13 protein-coding genes and 1 pseudogene are annotated in these 21,838 nt (G+C 63.4%); 4 read left to right on the top strand and 10 right to left on the bottom strand.

What is annotated here, in order from left to right; translation table 11 throughout:
- Window positions 1-403: 403 nt before the first annotated feature.
- The 3 genes from U5760_RS11175 to U5760_RS11165 all read right to left on the bottom strand — a co-directional run bounded on the left by U5760_RS11175 (window position 404) and on the right by U5760_RS11165 (window position 1,628).
- Window positions 404-607 carry a hypothetical protein gene (locus U5760_RS11175; RefSeq protein WP_322011764.1) on the bottom strand — a complete coding sequence of 68 codons (204 nt, stop codon included), beginning with the start codon at window positions 605-607 and terminating at the stop codon, window positions 404-406.
- 89 nt (window positions 608-696) lie between these two features.
- Window positions 697-1,095, bottom strand: coding sequence for a hypothetical protein (locus U5760_RS11170; RefSeq protein ID WP_322011762.1), 399 nt, complete (start codon window positions 1,093-1,095; stop codon window positions 697-699).
- 134 nt (window positions 1,096-1,229) lie between these two features.
- Entirely contained in the window at window positions 1,230-1,628 is a 399-nt protein-coding gene (locus U5760_RS11165; protein ID WP_322011760.1) for a DUF6984 family protein, read from the bottom strand.
- A 434-nt stretch (window positions 1,629-2,062) separates the two neighbouring features.
- On the opposite strand from U5760_RS11165, the gene U5760_RS11160 reads away from it, so the two are divergent.
- A complete protein-coding gene (locus U5760_RS11160) occupies window positions 2,063-2,257 on the top strand; it encodes a SymE family type I addiction module toxin (protein WP_322011758.1) in 195 nt (64 codons plus the stop codon).
- Between the two features lie 53 nt (window positions 2,258-2,310).
- Here U5760_RS11160 and U5760_RS11155 read toward each other — a convergent pair whose 3' ends face one another.
- The 3 genes from U5760_RS11155 to U5760_RS11145 all read right to left on the bottom strand — a co-directional run bounded on the left by U5760_RS11155 (window position 2,311) and on the right by U5760_RS11145 (window position 13,174).
- Complete coding sequence (locus U5760_RS11155) at window positions 2,311-2,646, bottom strand: DUF2489 domain-containing protein (RefSeq protein WP_322011756.1); 336 nt, start codon at window positions 2,644-2,646, stop codon at window positions 2,311-2,313.
- An 11-nt stretch (window positions 2,647-2,657) separates the two neighbouring features.
- A complete protein-coding gene (locus U5760_RS11150) occupies window positions 2,658-11,726 on the bottom strand; it encodes a hemagglutinin repeat-containing protein (RefSeq protein ID WP_322011754.1) in 9,069 nt (3,022 codons plus the stop codon).
- A gap of 248 nt (window positions 11,727-11,974) precedes the next feature.
- Window positions 11,975-13,174 carry a DUF1176 domain-containing protein gene (locus tag U5760_RS11145; RefSeq protein WP_322011753.1) on the bottom strand — a complete coding sequence of 400 codons (1,200 nt, stop codon included), beginning with the start codon at window positions 13,172-13,174 and terminating at the stop codon, window positions 11,975-11,977.
- Window positions 13,175-13,411: 237 nt separating this feature from the next.
- On the opposite strand from U5760_RS11145, the gene U5760_RS11140 reads away from it, so the two are divergent.
- A complete protein-coding gene (locus tag U5760_RS11140) occupies window positions 13,412-14,182 on the top strand; it encodes an enoyl-CoA hydratase (RefSeq protein ID WP_322011752.1) in 771 nt (256 codons plus the stop codon).
- Window positions 14,183-14,226: 44 nt separating this feature from the next.
- Here U5760_RS11140 and U5760_RS11135 read toward each other — a convergent pair whose 3' ends face one another.
- Both U5760_RS11135 and U5760_RS11130 read right to left on the bottom strand, forming a co-directional pair.
- Complete coding sequence (locus U5760_RS11135) at window positions 14,227-14,655, bottom strand: MarR family winged helix-turn-helix transcriptional regulator (protein ID WP_322011750.1); 429 nt, start codon at window positions 14,653-14,655, stop codon at window positions 14,227-14,229.
- A gap of 525 nt (window positions 14,656-15,180) precedes the next feature.
- Window positions 15,181-15,579, bottom strand: coding sequence for a hypothetical protein (locus U5760_RS11130; RefSeq protein WP_322011749.1), 399 nt, complete (start codon window positions 15,577-15,579; stop codon window positions 15,181-15,183).
- Between U5760_RS11130 and U5760_RS11125 the strand changes: the two genes are divergently transcribed.
- The gene (locus U5760_RS11125; protein ID WP_322011748.1) at window positions 15,578-17,284 is read left to right on the top strand and encodes a hypothetical protein; all 1,707 of its coding nucleotides are present in this window, start codon (window positions 15,578-15,580) and stop codon (window positions 17,282-17,284) included. The genes U5760_RS11130 and U5760_RS11125 overlap by 2 nt on opposite strands.
- 102 nt (window positions 17,285-17,386) lie before the next feature.
- Here U5760_RS11125 and U5760_RS11120 read toward each other — a convergent pair whose 3' ends face one another.
- The gene (locus U5760_RS11120; RefSeq protein ID WP_322011747.1) at window positions 17,387-19,672 is read right to left on the bottom strand and encodes an NADP-dependent malic enzyme; all 2,286 of its coding nucleotides are present in this window, start codon (window positions 19,670-19,672) and stop codon (window positions 17,387-17,389) included.
- Window positions 19,673-19,884: 212 nt separating this feature from the next.
- Here U5760_RS11120 and U5760_RS11115 point away from each other — a divergent pair, with 212 nt between their 5' ends.
- Window positions 19,885-20,802 (top strand): LysR family transcriptional regulator, encoded by a 918-nt coding sequence (locus tag U5760_RS11115; protein WP_322012241.1) that lies wholly within the window; start codon window positions 19,885-19,887, stop codon window positions 20,800-20,802.
- Between the two features lie 200 nt (window positions 20,803-21,002).
- Here the strand turns inward: U5760_RS11115 and U5760_RS11110 are convergent.
- Window positions 21,003-21,838: pseudogene (locus U5760_RS11110) on the bottom strand (hypothetical protein); the annotation flags it as partial.

The following is a 21,838-nucleotide window of genomic DNA, read 5'->3' as shown; positions in this document are numbered from 1 at the left end:
AACCTGCGAGACCGCTTCGCCACCCTGGTTCGCGTTTTCCCCGGAGCCCTGCGCTACAAACAGGCCTTGTCCGTTATTCATCTTTTTCGGTCAGCAGAATTTACTGCCGACGATTTTCTTGGCAAAACAGGTTTGGGAAAGTCAAGGATTGTGAAGTTGTCGGGGGAATGCGACAAATGCGGAGAATATGGTTCCTCCTATTGCTTTGCGCCAAACAATTGATATTGAATTATTTAAATTTAATATGGCGTTTCCGGTTCTATATCTCATATTTTATGTTTTGAATATTATTCAATAGCCAGAAACGCCGTAACAAATCACCGACCAATACTCTGCTCATACGAAGCGCAAGCATTATGGAAGCGGCCCTGCCGGCGGTCTCGCCTATGTCTACGCTACGTGCCTATTTGCACGACAGCACCACGACACCGCCAATGGCCAGCGCGTTCGATAGCGTTGCCGAATAGCCGAGCGCCACAAGAGGCTGCGTCGCGTCATGTCCGACGACAACCGACTGAATCGTCAGTTGTCCAGTGGTCGAAACACCGTTCAGCGGAGCCTGCGTATTTGTCAACGTATAGTTGGTATTGGCCAGATTGATCGACATGCTCAGGTTGTTGAGCGTGCGAGTTCCGAGATCCAGCGTAGCCGACGTTGAAGTGACTAGCGCCCGCTGCTCCGGCAATCTCTAAGCACTCATAGATTGACGGAAACGACAGTACATTTTCTCGATACATCGAGCAAAAATCCATGTAGCTTGGTCAATTCTTCAATCACGTCACTCCTGGTTACCGTAGCAGTAACCGGAGAACCGTCACGTAAGCGCCGATAAACGAACTCGATTGATTGTTCGTGACCGCTTCGAAGCTGGTCGATCCTTACATTGATCGATGCGGCGATTTCTTTTAAAACATTCTGACCAACTTCATCCTCTTCAAATTGGTCGAACATCGTGCCGTGTGACGAATTGAAATCACGCCAGAAATGTGTCGCAAACAGCCACTCAGACAATGCACCGGAGAGCCGAAACTCTACATCTTCAGCAACCTGAGATTCGGACAGCCAACCAACGATAGTCGATTCTTTCATCTGCATTTTTATCACCATCAATTCTTTGGATCGACATTATTGTAGTGCGCCAGGGCTTACCGCACTCGCCGCCTCACCATTTCGCCTGACCACGGATAGTCCACCACAAACGATAAACCCGGCTACGGCCGGGTTTATTGCTAGTCCATCGCGTCTTTCTGATTGTTAGGTGGAAACCCTCGACTAAGAAAGAATTTTTCCGGATCGTACGTTGCCACAGCCTTTTCTCCGTCATCCTTGTAAATATCAAGCTCGGATATCATGCCAGCTTTTAGAATTAGGATGAAATTAATATATGGCCCTGAAATCGCAGCAGTGTCGATGTCTTCTTGTTGTCCAGTTACCAGCGGGCCGCTAACGTTGCCATACGAGACTGCCTCAGAAACATAAAACTCAAGGGAACCGTATTCGTCAATTTTTTTCACATAAGCAGACTCGACTTGCCTTGTTAAATTCTCGCTATCATCCACCACCGAAATTAGCTTCATCACAATATTTTTCTCTATTGTGGCAAGAGGTCTGAAATTTTTTTCTAACATAAAATCCGCCTACTTGTAGAAGTACGTGCCAATGTTCACGTCGCCGTTGGGTAACAAATACGCTCTATAAAGATAATTCTGAGTTTGCCCCCAAAACAGCCTACAAATAATGTTTAGCGGCGGCAAATTTCCCAAAATCTCTGCGCGAGCCGCAGCAGGATCAGAAACATGACGATCTCCATGCCCCCAATGTACCTGCTGGTTATAGAGCTCGACATTGGATGCCGTGGCAGTTCCCGTCGTCCCGCCAACCAACGCACCGCTCACACCTGCCGCTACGTTCGCGGCCAGGTTGCCCAGTAGGGCCGAGCCCGTTCCCGACGCTACGTTCTTCGAAAGACTGTCCAGTTGGTTCGCCATTTTCGAGGCAAAGCCCGTGCCAGCCGCACCACCGATCGCCGTAAGTACGCTCCCACCGCCTAGCCCGCCAATTATTGCACCGCCCGCAGCATGCAACATCGCACAGTTATCGCCCCCTTCGGCCCAAACCCGGCAGGGACTGGCATACACCCACGTTCTTTCCCTGGCTTCGCATTGCCGGCAAGTGGCTTGAGCACGCCGGCTTCCCACCCGGACAGCGCGTGAGAATCGAGGTCCAGCACGGCAGACTCGTCATCACGCCGGACTGAACAACTCTACAAACAACAAACCCGGCACGCCGGGTTTGTTGTTGTTTGGTTTTTCATGTCTTCCGATTACCAAATCGGTCTATCAGGTTCCTACACGCTTGCTGCGCAAATGATCCAGCCCATTCTTCTGCATTCGTAAGCTCTGGTTCAAGACGAGCAAGCGCCTCTGGCGACCATAGCGGCCTCTGCTCTTCGAGTGGAAGATGATCTGTCTCCGATCGAATGACCACGAATACATCGAAGTCTGGGTCACGATCTGCTATTTCACTCAACTGGCTCCGAATGGCAAGCACCTGAGCCGCGCCTTCGAGGAAGAACAACTTGCCATCCAGCATGTCTTGCGCCACCGCCACAAGATGGTGACGCGCCCGAATCTCTATTTCGCTCATTTCAGAAACCCTTATTTCAGGGGAATTGACTTTGGCTCCACAACCTGACCAGTCGCCGTGTTGCGATAGGCGTGGATTTCAAACTGCGTTCCATCGGCAGCTGTATAGCTTGAGCTACTAACCTTACTCCAATCACTTGGCTGGCCCCCATACTCAGATACCAAACGGGAAGCGTCACGCAAAGGAACACTTGTTCCATTGCCAGCGATATTGGTGCCATTTCCTGCAGCCAGATCCGAGAGTTGCTGCTGGCTCGCCAGCGATTTATTTAGATTTAGACCGCTGACAGCATTAGCAGCACCCTCTGACATGCCACCACTCGATGCCTGTCCGTTGCCGTCATCGTTCCCACCGCTATTGAGCGTCGCATTACCGGGCGCATACCCCGGCATTCCCGGCGCCGCCACAGCAGGCGTCATGACACAGCCAGCATTCGGCGTACAAACCACCGCAGGTGGCGTCACGACCGCCCCGCCCGTAGCCGGCGGCTTGCCGTTGTCATTGGCCTGTACCAGAGGATTGGGGTCGGCGTCCGGCTGCTGTCCCGGCGCAGGAACGATGCTGTTCAGCGCGTGATTCAACGCGCCGAGCGGGTCTGTCGCCGTGGATACGAGCGCATCGCCCAGACGATCCAGGAAGTCGCTGCCCGTGCCGCCCTTGCCATCGCCGTTGCCCGTGCTGCGATTGTACAGATCGGCATTCGACGCCGTGAACGCGCCGGCGCTGCCGCCAACCAGCGCACCGCCAGTTCCCGCCAGCACGTTCGACACCACGTTACCCAGCGTCATCGAGCCCGTTGCGTCACCGATCTGGTCAGCCAATCCGTTCAGCTTCCCGGCGAACGCCGACGCAAATCCCGCCCCCGCCGCGCCCGCTGCCGCATTGCCTATGCTCCCACCACCCAGCCCCGCTACCAGCGCACCGCCCGCGATATGCAGCAAGGTGCGGTCCGTCCCACCCTCATCCCATGCGTCAGCCGTCGCAGTATCGCCTGCAGCTTCGGCTTGCTGCTGCTTCATGGTCGCGTATGCGCCGATGCCCTGCGCCACAACCTGGCCCGCTGCCTGCGCCGCCTGCATCGTGTCGGCCTGCTGCGACAGCAGGTTGTCCACGTCCGGCGTATTCGACACCGTACCGTTGGTGTTCGTCGTGTCGCGGCTCAGGTTCGCCATGTCCTGCGTCTGCGCGTCCGGCTTGGTAATAGTAATCGTGCCTGCGCTGACCGCACTACGCGTCGTCGAGCTCTGGTCGCCGCTCTCGTTCTGCGAAATCATCGGCGATACGCCACCCGTACCGCTCACCGAGCCCGGGCCAATAGCCTTGCCGGTATTTCCCACGCCGACACCCGCACTGATCCCGTTGCTAGTCGCGTCGTAGTGTGACTGGTTCTGGACATCGGAGTAGGTCAGCGTGCCCGTTGTCAAACTGTTCTTCGACGCATCCGCCGTGCTGGAAACCACCGCTCCCGTCAGGCCCGTATTGCCCTTGACGCTCACATCGAAGCCGCCATTGCCAGCATTGATACCCGCCTGCTCATTGACCTGCGCATAGGTGCCGTCAGCATGGCCGTTCTGCGCGCTGAAACTCGCGCTACCGCCTGCCTCGCTGATGCTGAAACCTCCGCCCGCACTACTCTGATGCGCAGTACTGACTGTCGTATCCTGCACGCTCGCAATATTCAGGTCCCCGCCGACGCTCGCACTCACCTGACCGCCGTTGACCTGCGAGCCAATAATATTCGTATCGCCGCCTGAAATCACGGTGACGCTGTTCGTGCCGTTCACGTTCGAGGCGTTCTGGATCGCAGCGCTGCTGTTGCCGTCGCCGTGTGCGTTCTGCATCGAGGCCGACACACCGAAACCGTTTGTGGTCAGCGAAACGCCGACACTCGCGCTGCTCGAACTGTTCGAACTCTGCGTAACATCGGTGTTCGTCGTGTTGACGATATTGACCTGATTCTTCGCAGCCAGCACGACATCGTTCGCGCTCACGGTCGAGCCCGCAATCGTCAGATTGCCGCTGCCCGCCGTCCCGTCGCCCGTCGCCGCGAAAGTTGCGGTACCACCCGCCTGAACAGTCGAGCCGCGCTGGGTCGTCTGGTCCTCGGACGACTGGCTCTGGCTGTGGCTCGACCCAACGCTCACCTGTACGCCGATGCTCGGCGCACTTGACGGAGTCGTTGCCGCGCCCGTCGCCATCTGGTACGCGCCGTATCCCGCCATCGCCGCATCGCCCCCCGCCGCAATCGCATGCAACGCCTCCGCCCGGCCATTGCTGTTGCCGCTTGCAAGCGCCTGGGACTGCGCATAGGCACCGTTGATCGCATCCCCCAAACTCCCCGACAAACCAATCGTCAAACCGCTACTGCTGGTCTGCTGGGTCTGGCTCGTATAACTGGTATCGGTCGCCGAATCGATGACGACGTTCGCCGCCGTACCCGTCACGTTCTGGGCGGCAACGAGATCGCTGCCCGTCACGTGCAGCGTGTTGCCCGCCTGGATCGACAGGTTGCCGTCGAGCGACCCGACCGTGCTGGCGTTGTTCGTGACGCTCGATTCGTTGCTGGTCGTCGCAAGCTTGCTGCTGCCGATCGTGACACTCAGGCCGCTCGTCCCCAGGCCCGAATCCTTCTCCTGATACGTGCCCGACGACTGCATGGTGTTCTGCGTCGTCGTGATGTTGACATCGTGCCCGGCGCTCAAGGACACATCGTTCGTCCCTACAATCGTGCTGCCCGCCACGTTGATGTCGTTGCCGCCCGAAATCGACACGGTATCGGCGGAAACCGTGCTGCCCTGGCTCACGGTGGTCGTCGTATCGCTCGAACTCCTGACCTCCTTGCCGCTCACCACATTGCTATGGCTATGCTGCTCCTGCGAGTTATCGACCGAAGTCGCAGTGGCCGCACCGATATTGACGTCGTTCGTGGCCGCAAGCGTCGCCGTCCCTTTATCCAGATTGACCGTGCTGCCGATAATGTTAATATCGTTGCCCGATGCCACGGTCAGCGAGTTCCCGGCGTTCAGCGTGGTCGCAGTCAGCACATCGTCGGACGTGTGCGACGACTCCGAATAACTGCCGTGGTGATCGCTGCCCGAGCTGCTGCTGTCGACAGTCGAGGTCGTGGTGGCTGCCTGCAGCGTGACGTCGCCCTTCGCGGCGATCACGCCCCCGCCACCCAGGTCGATATTCGCACCCGTCGCCGTCAGGTTGCCGCCCACGCCGATTGCCGACACCCCGCCGACACTCACCGTGCTGCCGCTCGCCTGGTTGATATTGGTGTTCGAAATGCCGTTGGCGCGCTCGACCACCTTGTGCTCGCCGCTCTGCACGGAACCGATGTCGTAGTTACCGCCCACCGACAGGCCCAGGTTGCCGCCGACATTGAGATTGGCCCCGTTCTGCTCGACGTTGCCGCCCGTCGCGATCGAGGCGTTACCGGCCACGTTCAGGTTCGCGATGGGCCCGAGCGTGGTCGTGGTGCGGGTTGCGCCCGTCGCGCTGACCTGATTGACGGTGTTGACCGCCGTGTTGAGAATCAGGTCGCCGCCTGCGTTCAGCGCGAGGCTGCCCGCGTTCACCGTGGCCGAGGTCAGGTCGACATTGCCCGTCGTCGTCAGCGACATCAGTCCGCCGCTCTTCAGCGCGCCGAACGCATTGTCGATCTGCTGCCCCTGGATCGACAGCGTATTGCTCGCCTGCACCGTGCCGCTGTTGTTGAAGGTCTGGGCGTTCTGCAGGTCGACATTGTTTGCCGCGATCAGCGGTCCGTTCATGTCCTGCTGGCTGGCCTTCGCGAGATAGACCACCGGCACCAGCACCGACTGCCCGTCGACCACCTCCGTCTGCATGATGACGACGTTGGTCGTGAGCGCCGCCACCTGGGCCGGCGACAAGCTCATGCCGAGCGGCAGATCCAGCGACTGCGCCAGCGACGCGCCCGCGGCCATCAGTGCCTCGTACATCGACTGGGTGTCGGTATAGGGCCCAAGCACGGCTTTGCCGGTCAACGACGTAATCTGGTTCTGCACGAGCTGCTGTTCGTACAGGCCATCGCCCAGGCGCTTTTCGACCGTCTGCGGATTCAGCCCGAGCTGCTGCAAATAGTAGTTGCTCGAAATGAACGATGTCTGGCTTGTAAAGGCCGGGTTCGTCTCGATCAGGTACGACGCATTCGGTGCGGTGTCCGGTTTGAACAGGCCGCCCTGGGGAATCGTCAGGTTGCTGAGGACGTTGACCGCCGTTGCGCTCGCAATCACCGGATTGACCAGTCCCGCGCTGCCGTTGACCGAAGCCGCACCCGACTTCGCACCGCTCGCGTTGCCGTTCAGGCCGCCGACCGTCACGCCGCCCAGCGACTGGCCGGGCACCAGACCGAGCGATGGAATGCCCGCATTGCCCGCCGTGTTCTCGATGTTGACGCCCGTACCCGAGAGCGTGCCGCCCGCCACGAAGGTCGATTCATAGCTGGGCAGCGTGTAGGTGCGGATATCAGCCGGCGCCGCCTGCGTGTAGCCGCCCGGATTTGAGCCACTGAACGTGGCATTGCCGAACGGCAGCGTCCAGTCGCCAATGCTGTGATCGTAGTTCGTGTAGTGGTAGTAGCCGGAGTACGTCACCTGCACTTCGGGCGCGGTCTGCCCCTGCCAGCTGTTCTGGTCGAGCGTCGTGGGCGCGGCAATGTTGCCCGCCGCCGCGACCGCGCTCCAGTCGTTCTGGAACAGGCCCACTTTCGACGCATCCAGGTTGCCGCCCGCAATGATCTGCGCCTGCGGGCTGATCGACGCGATCAGGTTCGCCAGCGCCACGCCCGTATAGGTCGTGTACTGGTAACCGCTGTTCCACTGGCCCCCGCTGGGCGGCGTGGTGTACACGCCGCCAATCATGGTCAGGAAAGCCGGGTTATCCGGCGTGGTCCAGCCGACATACGGATTGCCCGGGCCGCAGGCGGCCATGTCGATGGCCGTACACCCGGACAGGCTGATGCCGAGCTGCGTCAGCAGCGACGGATCGACCGGCTGGTTCAGGCCGGTCGTGGTCATCGTTGTGCGCGTATTCGTGACCTGATTCGCGTCGAGCGTCATGTTGCCCGCCGACTGGATCAGCGCCGACCGGTTGTCGATCAGGTTCGCATTCGTGTAGTTGCCGTTCGCATCCTTGCCGCCCGCGAGCACGACGGCGCCAAGCCCGTAGATCGCGGTGGTCGCCTGCGTGTCGGTGGCCGTGGTGTCGTCGCGGTTCTCGATGTCGGGCGCGAGCAGTTCCAGCGTGCCGCTGCTGTCGGTCGCGCCGATCAGCGCGGTCGGGCCCACGTTCGACAGCGTCTGCGTGGCGTTGAGCGAGACACTGCCGCCGACCATCGTGCCCGTGTTTTCCAGCGTATTCGAGTGCGTGGCGAGCGTGCCGCCCGCCATCATCGTGCCGCTGTTGGCGATGTCGCCCGCGTTCACACTGAGGTTGTTGGCGGCGTCGAGGGTGGCGGTATTGGTGAACGTGCCGGGCAGCGTAAAGGTCAGGTTGTTCCCGGCGCTGAACTGCAACGCGGGCGTCGGCGCAAAATCGCCCTGCACGGCTACCGTCACGTTGTCGGCCGCGCTATACGCGCCGCCGCCGGTGAGCGTTGCCGCACTCACGCTCAGGTCGTGCGTTGCGCCGATCTCGCCGTTCGTGCTGGTCACGGCGCCCGTCGCAGTGATCGTGACGTCGCCGTTCGACCCGGCGAGGTTGCCGATCTTGCCGCCCGTGTTATCGACCGTGCCCGCCTGAACCGTAACGTCGGCGCCGCTCAGCTGGGCGCCCTGGGTATTCGCGAGCGCAGCGGTATTGACGGTCACGCTGCCGTTGCCCGTGATCGCGCCGCCGCTGTTGACGACCTGGCCTGCGCCCTGCACGGTTTCGCTGCCCGTGCCGAGGTTGCTGACGAGGCCGCCCGTGTTGTCGATGGAGGCGGCCTGGATGGCGAGCGTGCTGGTGTCGCTGGCATTGCCCCCGACGGTACCCGTGCCCGACTGGATCTGGCCGTTCGTCGTGGTCAGTGCGCCACCGGCCGTCAGCGACAGGGACGCGAGGGAGCGGATCGCCCCCTGCGTATTGTCGATATCGCCGGAAACGGCGGCGTTGAGGTTGCCCTTCGCCGCGAGCACGCCGCTCGCGTTGTTCAGGCTGCCGGCCTGCGCCGCCAGCTGGCCGGCGGTGATGATCGTGCCGCCGGCATTCGACAGCGATCCTGCGCCGTTGCCCGGAGCCAGCGTCAGGGTGCCGGTTCCGGCGTGCGTGATCGTGCCGCCGTCGTTGTCCAGCGTCTCGGGCGCAAGAGTCAGGTCGGTGCTGTTCGTCTGCAGCGTGCCGCCCGCCGAATTGTCGAGCATGCCGCCGACATCGATGCTCATCGGCGCCGCGCCATACTGCGTGATCGTGCCGCCGCGGTTCAGCAGGTTCGATGCGCTCAGCGCGAGCTGGTTGGCTTCGAGCTTGCCCCCGCTGTTGTCGAGTGTGGTGCCGGCCGTCACCGAGAGGTTCGGGGCAACGATCGATCCGCCGCTATTCGTCAGCGATCCCGTCTGGATGGTCTCGTTCGAGCCGGCGCCCAGCTGGCCGCCGTCGTTGTTCAGCGTACCGCCGGCCAGGCTCAGGGCCGCATTCGAAAGCAGCTTGCCGTTCGCATTGTCCACGGCACCCGCCACGCTGGCCGTCAAGCCGGCCTGCCCGGTCACGGAACCCGCCGCGTTATCGAACGTGCCGGCGTGGGCGACGATCTGCCCGTTGCTGACAATCGTGCCGCCAACGTTCGACAGCGATCCTGCGCCGCTGCCCGGAGCCAGCGTCAGGGTGCCGGTCCCGGCGTGCGTGATCGTCCCGCCGTCGTTGTCGAGCGTAACGGGGGAAAGCGTCAGGTTGGTGCTATTGGACTGCAGCGTGCCGCCGGCCGAGTTGTCGAGTGTGCCCGACACCGCCACGTTCATCGGGCCGCTGCCTGTCTGCGTGATGGTTCCCGCGTGGTTGACGAGGTTCGTCGCGTTGAGCGACAGCTGGGCAGCCTGGGTCGTGCCGCCGCTGTTGTCGAGCGTCGCGGCGCTCACGGTGGCATTCTGGCCCGCCGCAATCGTCCCGCCGCTGTTGGTCAGTTGCGTGCCGGCATGGATCGTTGCCGTGTCCGCCGCCTTCAGCGATCCGCCACTGTTGTCGACCGATTGTCCCGTCACCTGCAGGTTCGTCTGTGCCGTGACCGTGCCATGGTTGGCGATGCTCCCGCCCTGCAACGCGACGGCGCCGTTGCCGCCAATCACGCCGCCCTGCCCGCCGGCCGCGGTGGTTCCCGCGGCGTTCGTGAGCTGGCCGCTCGTGCTCACCGTGAGTCCATCGGCGTTGAGCGACGTAATGCGGCCCGCCGTATTGTCCAGCGACGCTCCCGTCACCGTCATGCCGGCAGCGCTCTGCAGCGTGCCCTGGTTGTTCGCGATGGCACCGCCGTTGACCTGCATCGAGCCCTGCGAAACCACCTCGCCGCCCTGGTTCGCGATCTGCCCCGAAGCTTGCGCCACAAGCGGCCCCTGGGCGGAAATCCTACCGCCCTGATTCGAAATGCTCGCGCCCGTGAGGGTGACGGCGTTGCCGCCGGACACTGTGCCTCGGTCGTTGACCAGCGCGCCCGCCGCCTGCGCGTTGAGGGTCCCGTGCGCGCTCGTCGTCGCACTCGCGAGATTCAGGTTGCCCGCGGTCGCCGTCAGCGACAGATTCCCGTTAGCCGCGGTCTCGCTGCCCGAGAGATTGACTCCGCTGCCCGAAAGCGTCGCGTTGCCGCCCGCGACGTTTTCCCCCGTCGCCTCGATCTGACCGGATGCCCCGACCGACAGATCGCCGCCAGCACCGACCGAGCCGCTGTTGTTCACCCCGGCGGCAAGCGTGCCGGTCGAAGCCACGCTCGCTGCGGTGACGCTGGTATTTTGCTGTGCGGCAAGCGTGCCGCTGTTCGTAAGCGCACCCGACGTACCGATCGACGTATTCTGCTTCGCGTAGACGGTGCCGCTGTTCGCCACGCTGCCCGCGTTGATGCCGAGGTTGCCGCTCGCCGTCATCCGGCCGCTCTGCACGAGCTGGCCCGAACTCGTCAGCGTCAGGTCCCCCGCCTGAGCCTCGACGACCCCGGCGTTCGACACGCCGACGCCCTGCTCGGTGCCCACCAGGACGATCTTGCCCGCGTACATGCCACCCAGCTGGCTCACATCGATCGAGTAGCCGGGAGCCGGCCCGTTGCCCGCGATCGGCGTGGCGGCCAGCGTGTTGTGGTCCACCTGGTTTGCGCCGGTGACGACGTTGAGGTTATTGGCGTACAGCGCCGCGTTGATCTGTACGGCGCGCGCGAGGAGATCGACCTCGTCGACATTCGCAGCATTGAAGCCCGCGCCCTGGACCGTGATGGCGCCGCCGTTGACACTGAAGTTCGCGAGGCTGCCGTCCGGATTATAGTTAGGTGTCCCGGTCGTCAGAACCGCACGCGATGTATTGATGAACCCGCCGCCATTGACCGAGATCCCGGAGGGGTTGGCCACCACCACCTCGGCCCTCGGGCCGGCCACCTCGATGTAGCCGTTGATCGAACTTGCCGTGGGACTATTGACCTGGTTGACGATGATCTTCGCCGACTGGCCGGGGCCCAGGTTCGGATTGCCGTTGATGTAGCCCGCCTGCTGCGTGCTGACCATCGTCGGCGAATTGTTCAGGACAACCCCAGAACCCGGAACGTTGAACTGGGAATAGGTGTTTTGCGAAACGCCCGCGCCCGACGGCGCGTTGATGTTCACCTGCTGGAGGCCATTGGGCGTCTGGATGACGGAGGGCGCGTGGGCACCGCCGGCGACCACCTGTGCCTCGGCCAGCACCGGCATCGCCCCGAACAGCAGCATGGCGGCAAACGCCGCAAGCCGGAGGGTCGGCGTCGCGATACGCCCTACCCCCCTCGCACCCCCGGCCGCAGACGTTTCTCCCTGGCCTGCCTTGCCCGTGCCGGCGGCAGTTTCCTCGACGGCAACGAGCATGCCCCTGACACGGCTGAACACCAGCCGATACATCCGGTTATTCATTTTTTCGGTCAGCAGAATTTACTGCCGCCGATTCTCTTAGCAAACCGGATTTTATAAAGTCAAGGATTGTAAACTTGTCGGATGAATACGACGAAGGCGGGTAATACGACCTGTCCGCTTGCGATATATCAAATATTAAACCGATCGGATGCCACAAAACCCATTGCCACCGGCCCAAATCGCAAAGCCGCACCGGCAACGGACATTTCAATAATCGGCCGATTCGACATCGCCATTATCCTGCGCCACTATCGCGGCTTCGTCCGATACAACCACGGCCACTCGTCGTTATCGAGGCCGATACACGATCCCTCGGTCCGCTCCTCCTTGAGCACGAATGCCGAACTGTCGAAAATCCAGCGCGTAATGTCGCCGCAATCGCCAAGACTGCGCACGCGCGTGAGGCTTTCGAGTTGCCCCGACCTGGAATCGAAGGCCGCATCAGACAGTTCGTTCTTCGCGGGCGCTGGCGAATCGGACGATCCGATACCGGCACTCGCATTGGCGCCGAAATCGACGGGCACAGCCTTATACGGCGCGGCCCGTTGCACGCGATACCAGAGCGACGTGTGGTTGTACGCGCCACTCTCGTCGCACGCCAGCGCCACCAGCGCTTCCTTGTCCGAGAGCGCCTCTGCCGAGTTGTCGCGGCTTCGCTGCGCCTTCGCGTCCGGGTCGCTATCGTCATCGGACGCGCATTTCTTGATGTCGGCGCGAAACTGGGTGCGGGTCGCAGCGATGAGGCGCCGCGCTTCCGCAGCCGGCAAAGCCGGCGAAGCCGCCGCCGCACGCGGCGCAACCGGCAAGGGCTGCGCCGCCGGTACCGATGTGGCGCTCGCAGTCCCCTTGCGCACCCACGCCGTTACCGTGCCCACCCTGCCCTGTGCCGCATCGATCGCAAGTAGCGCGGCGCTCAGTCCCGCGAGCGACGTCTTCGGCGTATCGGCCCCGGCAGGGTCGCCGAAGCTCAAGGTCGTGGCATTCCTCGCGGCCTCGACCCATGCGCTCACCACGGCGACATCGTCGGTGGCGAATCGCGACGGATAGGCCGAATCCGGCTGGTTCGGCAGTGCCTTCCATTTCGCGGGCGTCGCATCGAACGGCCGCCCGTCGATGCGCATTTGCGCCGCAGCCGCCGGCCTGGCCGTCGCCATCCGCAAGCTCATGCCACCGTCGGGCCCGGCCTCGCGTGTCAGCCAGACCACGAGATTCGTGTCGGTGTCGAGCGCACCCACTGCGATACAGCGCTTGACGTTGTCGCAGGCGACTTCCCAATCCTTGAACGAGCGGTAGTAAGACCAGGGCCTCTTAATGGTGGCAGCGGTGGCTGTGGGCGCCGTTGCCGCCACCGAGGAAATGATTAGCCCAGCGGCACCAAGCAGGCCAATCGCAATACGCCAACGCGCCCTCGTGTCCACGTTCTCTCGATTCGATTCAAGGCATGCCATGCCGGGTCTTCCTTTGGTTTTGTTCACGGCGCTGTGTACACGCTATTCCACGACCCCGGCAGTGTCTCACCGCACCGCTGCACACGCAACGTCGGTGGCAGCTCCGTCCCCATGCCATACCGACAGTCTCCTCCACAACCACCGTTTACTTCGCACGCGAATCATCTATATACTTCACATGCGAACTTAATTTTCGTCAGCGAAAACCTCGCTTTTCCTCATACAGGAGACAAACCCGTGATTTCCGAAGTCAAGGTTGACCTTACCGGCGGCGTGTTGACCCTCACGCTATCCCGCCCCGACAAGAAGAACGCACTGAGCAACGAGATGTACGGCGTCCTTGCCGATGCAATCGAGCGCGCCGAGACCGACACCGAGATTCGCGTCGTGCTGGTGCAAGGCGATGGAGACATGTTCACGGCCGGCAACGACATGGGCGAATTCGCTGCGCAAGGCAGCGGCAACGGTCCTGCCGAACGCCACGTGGTGCGCTTTCTCAAAGCCCTCGCGCAAGCGACGGTACCGATCGTGGCCGCCGTGCAAGGCAAGGCCGTAGGCATCGGCACCACGCTGCTGCTGCACTGCGACCACGTGATTCTGGGCGAGGATGCGCAACTCGTCACACCATTCGTGAATCTCGCCCTGGTGCCCGAAGCGGCGTCCAGCCTGCTGCTGCCTGCGCGCATCGGCTACGTGAGGGCGTTTTCGATGTTTGCGCTCGGCGAGCCGCTCCCCGCCCAGACCGCGCTGGCATGGGGACTCGCCAACGCGATCGTGCCGGTCGCGCAGTTGCACGCACAGGCTCGCCAGATAGCCGAAGCCATCGCCGCGAAACCGCGCGGGGCGTTAACGGCAACGAAGCGGCTGATGCGGGACGCGGAAACGCTCTCCGCACAGATGGACCGCGAAGGCGTGAGCTTCGCGCAACGTCTGACCAGCGCCGAAGCACGCGAAGCATTTCTGGCTTTCGCGCAAAAGCGCAAGCCGGACTTCTCGAAGATCGCTTGATCGTCTGGTCGCCTGGTCGCACTATCGGGCTGGGCGAGGCAATGTCAAGCCTCGTCCACCGCCGGGAACTTCTCCTGCAGGCTCTCCAGCCAGCGGGCGACCACTTCGATCTCTTCTTCGCTAAAGCCTTCGGTCAGCCGTGCGTTCAACTCGGTGAGGCCGGAGCGCGAGCGCTTCATTGCGGCGCGCCCTTCGGCGGTCAGCCAGAGCCGCGACGCGCGGCGGTCGGTTTCGTCGGCGTAACGTTCGATCAGGCCGGCACGCTCGGTGCGGTCCGCGAGTCCGCTCATGCCGGACGCGCCGACGTCGAGCGCCGCAGCCGCCTCGCTCATGAGCGCGCCGTCGTGCTTCGCCAGGAAAAACAGCAGCCCGGCCTGCGACGCGGTCACGCCCCCGACCGCGGTACGCGCCTGGGTCCAGCGCTGCAGCCGGCGCTGCCCGACGTTCAGGAGATAGACGAGACGATGGTTCATTTTTGGCCTTTGGCATGCCGCAGTATTTATTTCGCATGCGAATAATATCATGGGCAGTCCGGTCTTCCGCAACATCGATCGTCGCCCGAACGTGGTCGGCGGCCGTCCCCGAGACCAGATTCGCCGCCGCGTGGGCCGCGAGGTAGCCGCGTGCGCCGCCCGTGACCGCCATCACGCGGTTCCTGAGATCGAGCTGATTCATCGCGCCTCCTCGCCGGATACGGCGTGTCTCCTGGTTTCTTCGAATCGAGCCCTGCCCGCCGACTATATATAGGTGCGCCCCGATACCCGAACAATCCGAAAGACGCATGAGCCGATAACGAAAACGGATCGGTCCCAGTTAGCGGTCAAACGGAGCCGGTAAAATTGCGCGTCTCGCGAGGAAACCCATTGCGCTTCGACCCGAAATTAAAGTCAGCCTGACGGCCTTCAGACGGCGCGAGCCTCGCCGTTATAGCCGTCAACTGCACCGGGTCTCGCGATCGGCCCATCGCAATTCCAGTGACAGATCCGGCAATTCTGACGTCAACCCTTTTTACGCATCGCATCGGTGCGCGACGCCAGCCGGTCACCCACATTCACGTCTTCCTGCCCGCCGGCGGCGCTCCAGGCGCCCCGCGGCAGGGCGTCGCTTTGTCTTTCCAGATCGATGAAACTCATTCCCTTATTACTGTCCTCGTTGTTGATCCTCGCGGGCTGTGGCGGCGGTGGTTCCAGCAGCGGCAGCGCCGGCACCGAGGCCGCCAACGGCAACAGTCCCGCCACCGCACAAAATGCGGGCGGCAACACGCCCGGCGCCACGGGGTCGAACTCCGCAAGCCCCGGTTCGACGAACAGCAACGGCACACCGCCGAACACGGCAGCCCTCGCAGGCACCCTGACCTGCAATGCCCCGGTCACCTCTAGCGCCACGGCCAGCAGCATGCTCGTCTCGGCCGATACACCGAACGCATCGAGCGGCCGCATCTACGCCTCGGGCGCCGCCTTCCCTGTCGCCTTCGTCACCAACGCCCCTTCGCCCGATACGCTGAACTGGTCGATCACCGACCAATTCGGCCATGCGGTGGCCGGCGGCAGCCTGCCCGTCGCAGCGGGTGCCGTCACCACCACGCTCACTTGCGCCTCGACGCTCGCGGGCTATTTCGGGCTCTCCGCCACGCTCTCGAACAACGGCGGACAGATTCCCGAAGCCGGCACGCGTCCCGCCGGCAACGCAACTTTCGGAGTACTACCGAATCTTGCTGGCATCGTGCCTGCCGTCGCCTACGCGCGTCAGGACCTGCACCGCTTCGGCATGCAGGGCGAGAACGACAACGGACCCGTGCTCTCGGCACTCGGCATTGCGTGGACGCTCGACGACCGCTCGATGGCGACGATGGAGCCGAATGCCGCCAACAGCTTCAACCCGAACGCCAACAACCTCGACCCGTTCTATACGTCGGGCAACGTGATGCGCTTCATCCGTCTCGACGGCATTCCCGCGTGGGCCAGCCCGACGAACGCGTTCGAAGACGAAACGCTGCCGCCGACCAATCTCACGTACTACCAGGGATATATGGGCCGCGTAGGCACCGAGTCGAACCTCATTCGCACCACGTATTTCCCGAACCAGTCGGCCAACTACTACCAGGTCACGTGGGAGCCGGACGCGCAATGGGCCGGCACCAACGCGCAGTTCGTGCAGCTCTATCAGACCGTCTATCAAGGCCTGCATTCGACCGATCCGGACGCCGTGGTGATGGGTCCGACCGACTCCGGCCCGGACACGACCGCGAGCCAGCTCGCCACGCTCCAGCCGCTCGGCTACGGGCAGTACATCGACGGCGTGACGACGCACGGCTACTACGACATCAACGGGACCTCGCCTTCGTATCCGCCCGAACGCCTCGCAAGCGATCCGTCCACGATTTCGCAATCGCTGATCGGCGAAATGCGCGGCCTGCGCAGCGAAATGGCCTCGCAGTACAAGCCCGGCATGAAGCTGTTCCAGACCGAAGTGGGCATCATGTACGACAACGGCACGTCCTATAGCGCCACTTACCCCACGGCCAATGTGCTGTATGCGCAGGGCGCCGTGGTCGCGCGCTCTCACCTGATCATTCTGGGCGAAGGCGCCGACCAGACGTGGGTGTTCTATGGCGCGGACTTCCCCGGCAAGGTGGGCTACGGCACGTTCTTCGACCTCGCCGATCCGCAGGGCGCCTACGGCGCCACGAACATCAGCCCGAAGCCGGCCGCCATGGCCGTCGCCGCGATGACGCGCATTCTGGACGGCACCAACACGCTCGGCCCGGTGAACGGCACGCCCACCGGCGTCTATGCCTACGCATTCCAGCAGTTGAACAACGGCGCCGTGATTACCGCGCTGTGGACGCACAACAACAGCGTGTGGAGCACGAGCAGCGGCTTCAGCTCGACGTATAGCGTGCCGTACAGCCTCGCCGTGGATGCGCCGGGCACGAGCGGCACGGTGACCATGCTCGACGAGATGGGCAATCCCTCGACGCTGAACTACAGCAACGGGACGGTGGCACTGGGCCTGACCGAATCGCCGGTGTACGTGATTTCGCACAATGCCTCGGTCGCCAGCGCGAATTCCACGCTGCCCGCGGGCTACGTACCCAACTGATTCCCTGACTGCGTTGCCGCCCTCCGGGGGCACGCAATAGAAAAACGGCGGCCGCTTGCGCGGACCGCCGTTTTTTCGTTAAGACTACTGGTTAAATCTGAATCAGTCGCGATTGGCCTGCAGCACGGTCAGCGCGGCCATGTTGACGATCCGGCGCACCGTCGAGCTCGACGTGAGAATGTTCACCGGCGCATTCACGCCGAGCAGGAACGGCCCCACCGCCACGTTGCTGCCCGCGCCCGTCTTGAGCAGGTTGTAGGCAATGTTGCCCGCGTCCACGTTCGGGCACACCAGCAGGTTCGCGGCGCCCTTCAGGCGCGAGTGCGGCAGGATGCGCTCGCGCAGCGATTCGTCGAGCGCGCAGTCGCCGTGCATTTCACCGTCGATTTCCAGGTCCGGCGCCTGCGCCGAAACGAGCTTGAGCACCTCGCGCATCTTCGTGCCCGAAGCCGAGCTGCCCGAGCCGAAGTTCGAACGCGAGAGCAGCGCCACCTTCGGCGAAAGATTGAGCCACGCCATCTGCTTCGCGGCGGCAATCGTGAATTCGGCAATCTGTCCGGCGTCCGGGTTGTCGTTCACGTGCGTGTCGACGAGCGCGACCGTGCGCTTGTCGAGCAGCAGGATGTTCATCGCCGCATAGAGGTTCGCGCCCGGCAACTTGCCGATCGCCTCGTCGACAAAGCGCAGATGGTCGTGGTACGCGCCCACGGTGCCGCACACCATGCCGTCCGCGTCGCCGAGGCGCACCATCATCGCGCCGATCAGCGTGAGGCGGCGGCGCATTTCCACGCGCGCCATCTCCTTCGAAATGCCGTCGCGGCAACGCAGTTCCCAGTAGGTGGTCCAGTACTGGTGAAAGCGCTCGTCGTACTCGGGGTTCGTGACTTCCACGTCTTCGCCCAGACGCAGGCGCAGGCCGAACTTCTCGATGCGTGCGAGCAGCACCTCGGGGCGGCCGATCAGGATGGGGCGCGCGAGTTTCTCGTCGACGATCACCTGCACCGCGCGCAGCACGCGCTCTTCTTCGCCCTCGGCGAACACGATGCGCGACTTGCCGCCTTCGCGCACGTATTGCTTGGCCGTCGCGAAGACCGGCTTCATAAAGGCGCCCGAGTGATAGACGAACTGCTGGAGTTCGTTCGTATAGGCTTCGAAGTCGTCGATGACGCGTGTGGCCACGCCGTCTTCCATTGCGGCCTTCGCCACCGCCGGCGCGATGCGCAGAATCAGGCGCGAATCGAAGGGCTTCGGAATCAGGTACTTCGGGCCGAAGCGCAGGTCATAGGCGCCGTAGGCGGCCGCCACCGAGTCGTTCGGCTCTTCTTCGGCGAGCTTCGCGATCGCGCGCACCGCGGCAATTTCCATGTTGCGCGTGATGGTGGTCGCGCCCACGTCCAGCGCCCCGCGGAAGATATACGGGAAACACAGGACGTTGTTCACCTGGTTCGGGAAATCCGAGCGGCCCGTGGCCATCACTACGTCGTCGCGCGCTTCGAGCGCCACTTCCGGGAAGATTTCGGGCGTGGGGTTCGCGAGCGCGAGAATCAGCGGCTTCGCGGCCATCGTCTTGACCATCTCGGCCTTGAGCACGCCGCCCGCGGAAAGGCCGAGGAACACGTCGGCACCGTCGATCACGTCGGAGAGCGTGCGCGCCGACGTATCCTGGGCGAAGCGCGCCTTGTCCGGATCCATCAGTTCCTTGCGGCCCTTGTAGACCACGCCTTCGATGTCCGTCACCCAGATGTTTTCGAGCGGCAGCCCCAGATCGACGATCAGGTCCAGACACGCGAGCGCCGCCGCGCCGGCACCCGAAGTCACGACCTTCACCTCGCGGATGTCCTTGCCCACCACCTTCAGGCCGTTGAGGAACGCGGCCGAGACCGTGATCGCCGTGCCATGCTGGTCGTCGTGGAAGACGGGGATCTTCATGCGCTCGCGCAGCTTGCGCTCGACCGTGAAGCAGTCCGGCGCCTTGATGTCTTCGAGGTTGATGCCGCCGAAGGTCGCTTCGAGGCTCGCGATGATCTCGACGAGTTTGTCCGGGTCGGATTCGGTGATTTCGATGTCGAACACGTCGATGCCGGCGAACTTCTTGAACAGGACCGCCTTGCCTTCCATCACCGGCTTGGACGCCAGCGCGCCGATGTTGCCGAGGCCCAGCACCGCCGAGCCGTTCGTGATGACGCCCACCAGGTTGCCGCGGCTCGTGTACTTGAACGAGTTCTGCGGGTCGGCAGCGATCTCCTCGCAGGCCACCGCCACGCCCGGCGTGTAGGCGAGCGCCAGATCGCGCTGCGTGACGAGCGGCTTGCTCGCCGTCACCGAGATTTTTCCGGGGGTGGGGTACTGGTGATACTCGAGAGCTGCCTCGCGATCGGTCTTGTTCATGTTTCCTCACTCGTCCTCTTTTGGCGCCGGGAAGAGCCCGGCGGTGTTCGAATGAGGCGATTTTAGGCAGACGCCATAATCTGCCCATTTTGATTTAGTATGGCACCATCACTTTTCTCTTATACCCTTGAGGTCAATCGGCCTCATGATCCGTCCCTTTGTCTACGATCAACCCCGACGAAGTCGCCCGGCGCCTGACCACGCGCCTGAAGATGCGCCACCTCGTGCTGCTTCTGCAGATCCGCCAGTACGGGTCGCTCACGCGCGTGGCCGAGCACGTCGCCACGAGCCAGCCGGCGGTGACCAACGCGCTCGCCGAAATGGAGAGCATGTTCGGCGGCCCGCTCTTCGAGCGTTCGTCGCGCGGCATGACGCCCACGGCGCTCGGCAAGGTCGTGCTCACGCGTGCCCAGGCCATGCTGCACGACCTCGACCACCTCGCCCGCGACATCGAAGCCGTGGTCGCGGGGCACGCCACGCGGCTGCACGTGGGCGTGATTCCGTTCATCTCGGGGCGCACGCTCGCTTCGGCGATCCAACTCACGCAGGCGCGCCTGCCCCAGCGCGTCACGATGACGATTCACGAAGGCACGAGCGACGCGCTCATGCCGCTCCTGCGCGATCACACGCTCGACATCGTGATCGGGCGCGCTTCGGCCACGGTCGATCTCGCGCAGTTGCGCTTCGAGGTGCTGTACCAGCAGAAGCCGCGGCTGATCGCGAGCCGGCGGCTTGCCGCGCGGCTCGCGCGGGTGCGCCTCAGCTGGGACAAACTGGGGGAGCTCGACTGGATTCTCGGCGCGCCGCACACGCCCATGCGCGAGCAGATCGCCGACCTCTTCCTGCAGGCCGGCGTTGCGCCGCCCGTGCCGATCGTGGAGAGCTACACCTCGCGGCTGATCGGCGAAATGATCGTGGCGAACGAGAATGCAGTATCGATCGTGCCCGCCGATATCGCGGAGGAACTCGTGCATTTCGCGGGCGTGGCGATCGTGCCTTATACGCTCGACTGGACCCTGCCGCCTATCGCGATGTTCACGCGCGCCGGCGTTTCGCGCGAGGTCGATGCGGCCTTCGGACAGTCGCTGCGCGAGCTTTATCAGGCTGTGGATAGCCGGAGCATTGGCTGAACGGCTGCCCGGCGCCAGGTAATTGATCTGGAGTGCAGAAGAACAGGATTGCGAGGCGATTTCGCCATTGCGTTCCCGCGCGGGATGCTCGTGCCGGACTTGACTGCAATGCCCTGTGTTCATCGCGGTCCGGCACATGGTCATGGGGGTAGCCGTCGGGGTGCCCGCCAGTCTGCCTGGCAGGCACCCCGTCTTGCGGCTTAGTGCTTGGGAAGCAGCGAAGTCAGCGGGTTGCTGCCGCTGCCCGTTGCGCCCGTCGCACCCGTGAGTCCGCCAAGGAGGCTCGTCACCGGCGAGAGCGGCGACGAACTGCCGCCCGCGCTGCTGAGCGCGCCGGTGAGCGTGCTGACGAGGGTCGTCAGCGGTGCCGCCGGGCTCGCGGCCGAACCGGTGCTGCCCTTCGACGAACCGCCCGACGCCGCGCCGCCGGTTGCCCCCGCGAGGCCGCCGAGCAGGCTGGTCACCGGCGCAAGCGGCGACGAACCGCTACTCGATCCGCTGACCGCGCTGGTGAGCGTGGTCACGAGGCCGGTCAACGGTGCCGTCGGGCTGGACGAAGCGCTCGAACCACCCTTCGAACCGCCCTTCGAGCCACCGGTGCTCACCGAGCCGAGGGACGTGCCGCCCAGCAATGCCGTCACGGGCGCCAGCAGGCCGCCCGAGCTGTGGCTGCCCGACGAAACGCCAGTGCCCTTCGAACCGCCCGTCGAGCCGTTGCCGACGCCGTTCCCATTGCCGCTGCCGCTGTTGTTGCCGATGGTGATCGGTACGATCGGCACGCTGATCGCGCCCACGTTGAGGACGAGGTCGACGATCGGGCTCAGCAGGCCGCTCGAGGTCTGGTTGCCGTTGCCGGAACCCGTCGTGCCTCCGCTGTGGCCACCGGTGCCGGAGCCGCCCTGACCGCCTTGGCCTCCCTGACCGCCGGACCCGCCGGAGCCTCCCGAACCGCCGCCCCAGCCGCCGTGGCCACCTTCACCTGAACCGCCCCAACCGCCGTGGCCACCCTGGCCTGAGCCTCCCGAGCCTCCCGAGC

This window comes from Paraburkholderia sp. J12, from assembly GCF_905220215.1.
Classification (GTDB): domain Bacteria; phylum Pseudomonadota; class Gammaproteobacteria; order Burkholderiales; family Burkholderiaceae; genus Paraburkholderia.
Note: the sequence above shows the minus strand (reverse complement) of the source record. Positions and strands in the feature narration are given on the sequence as shown.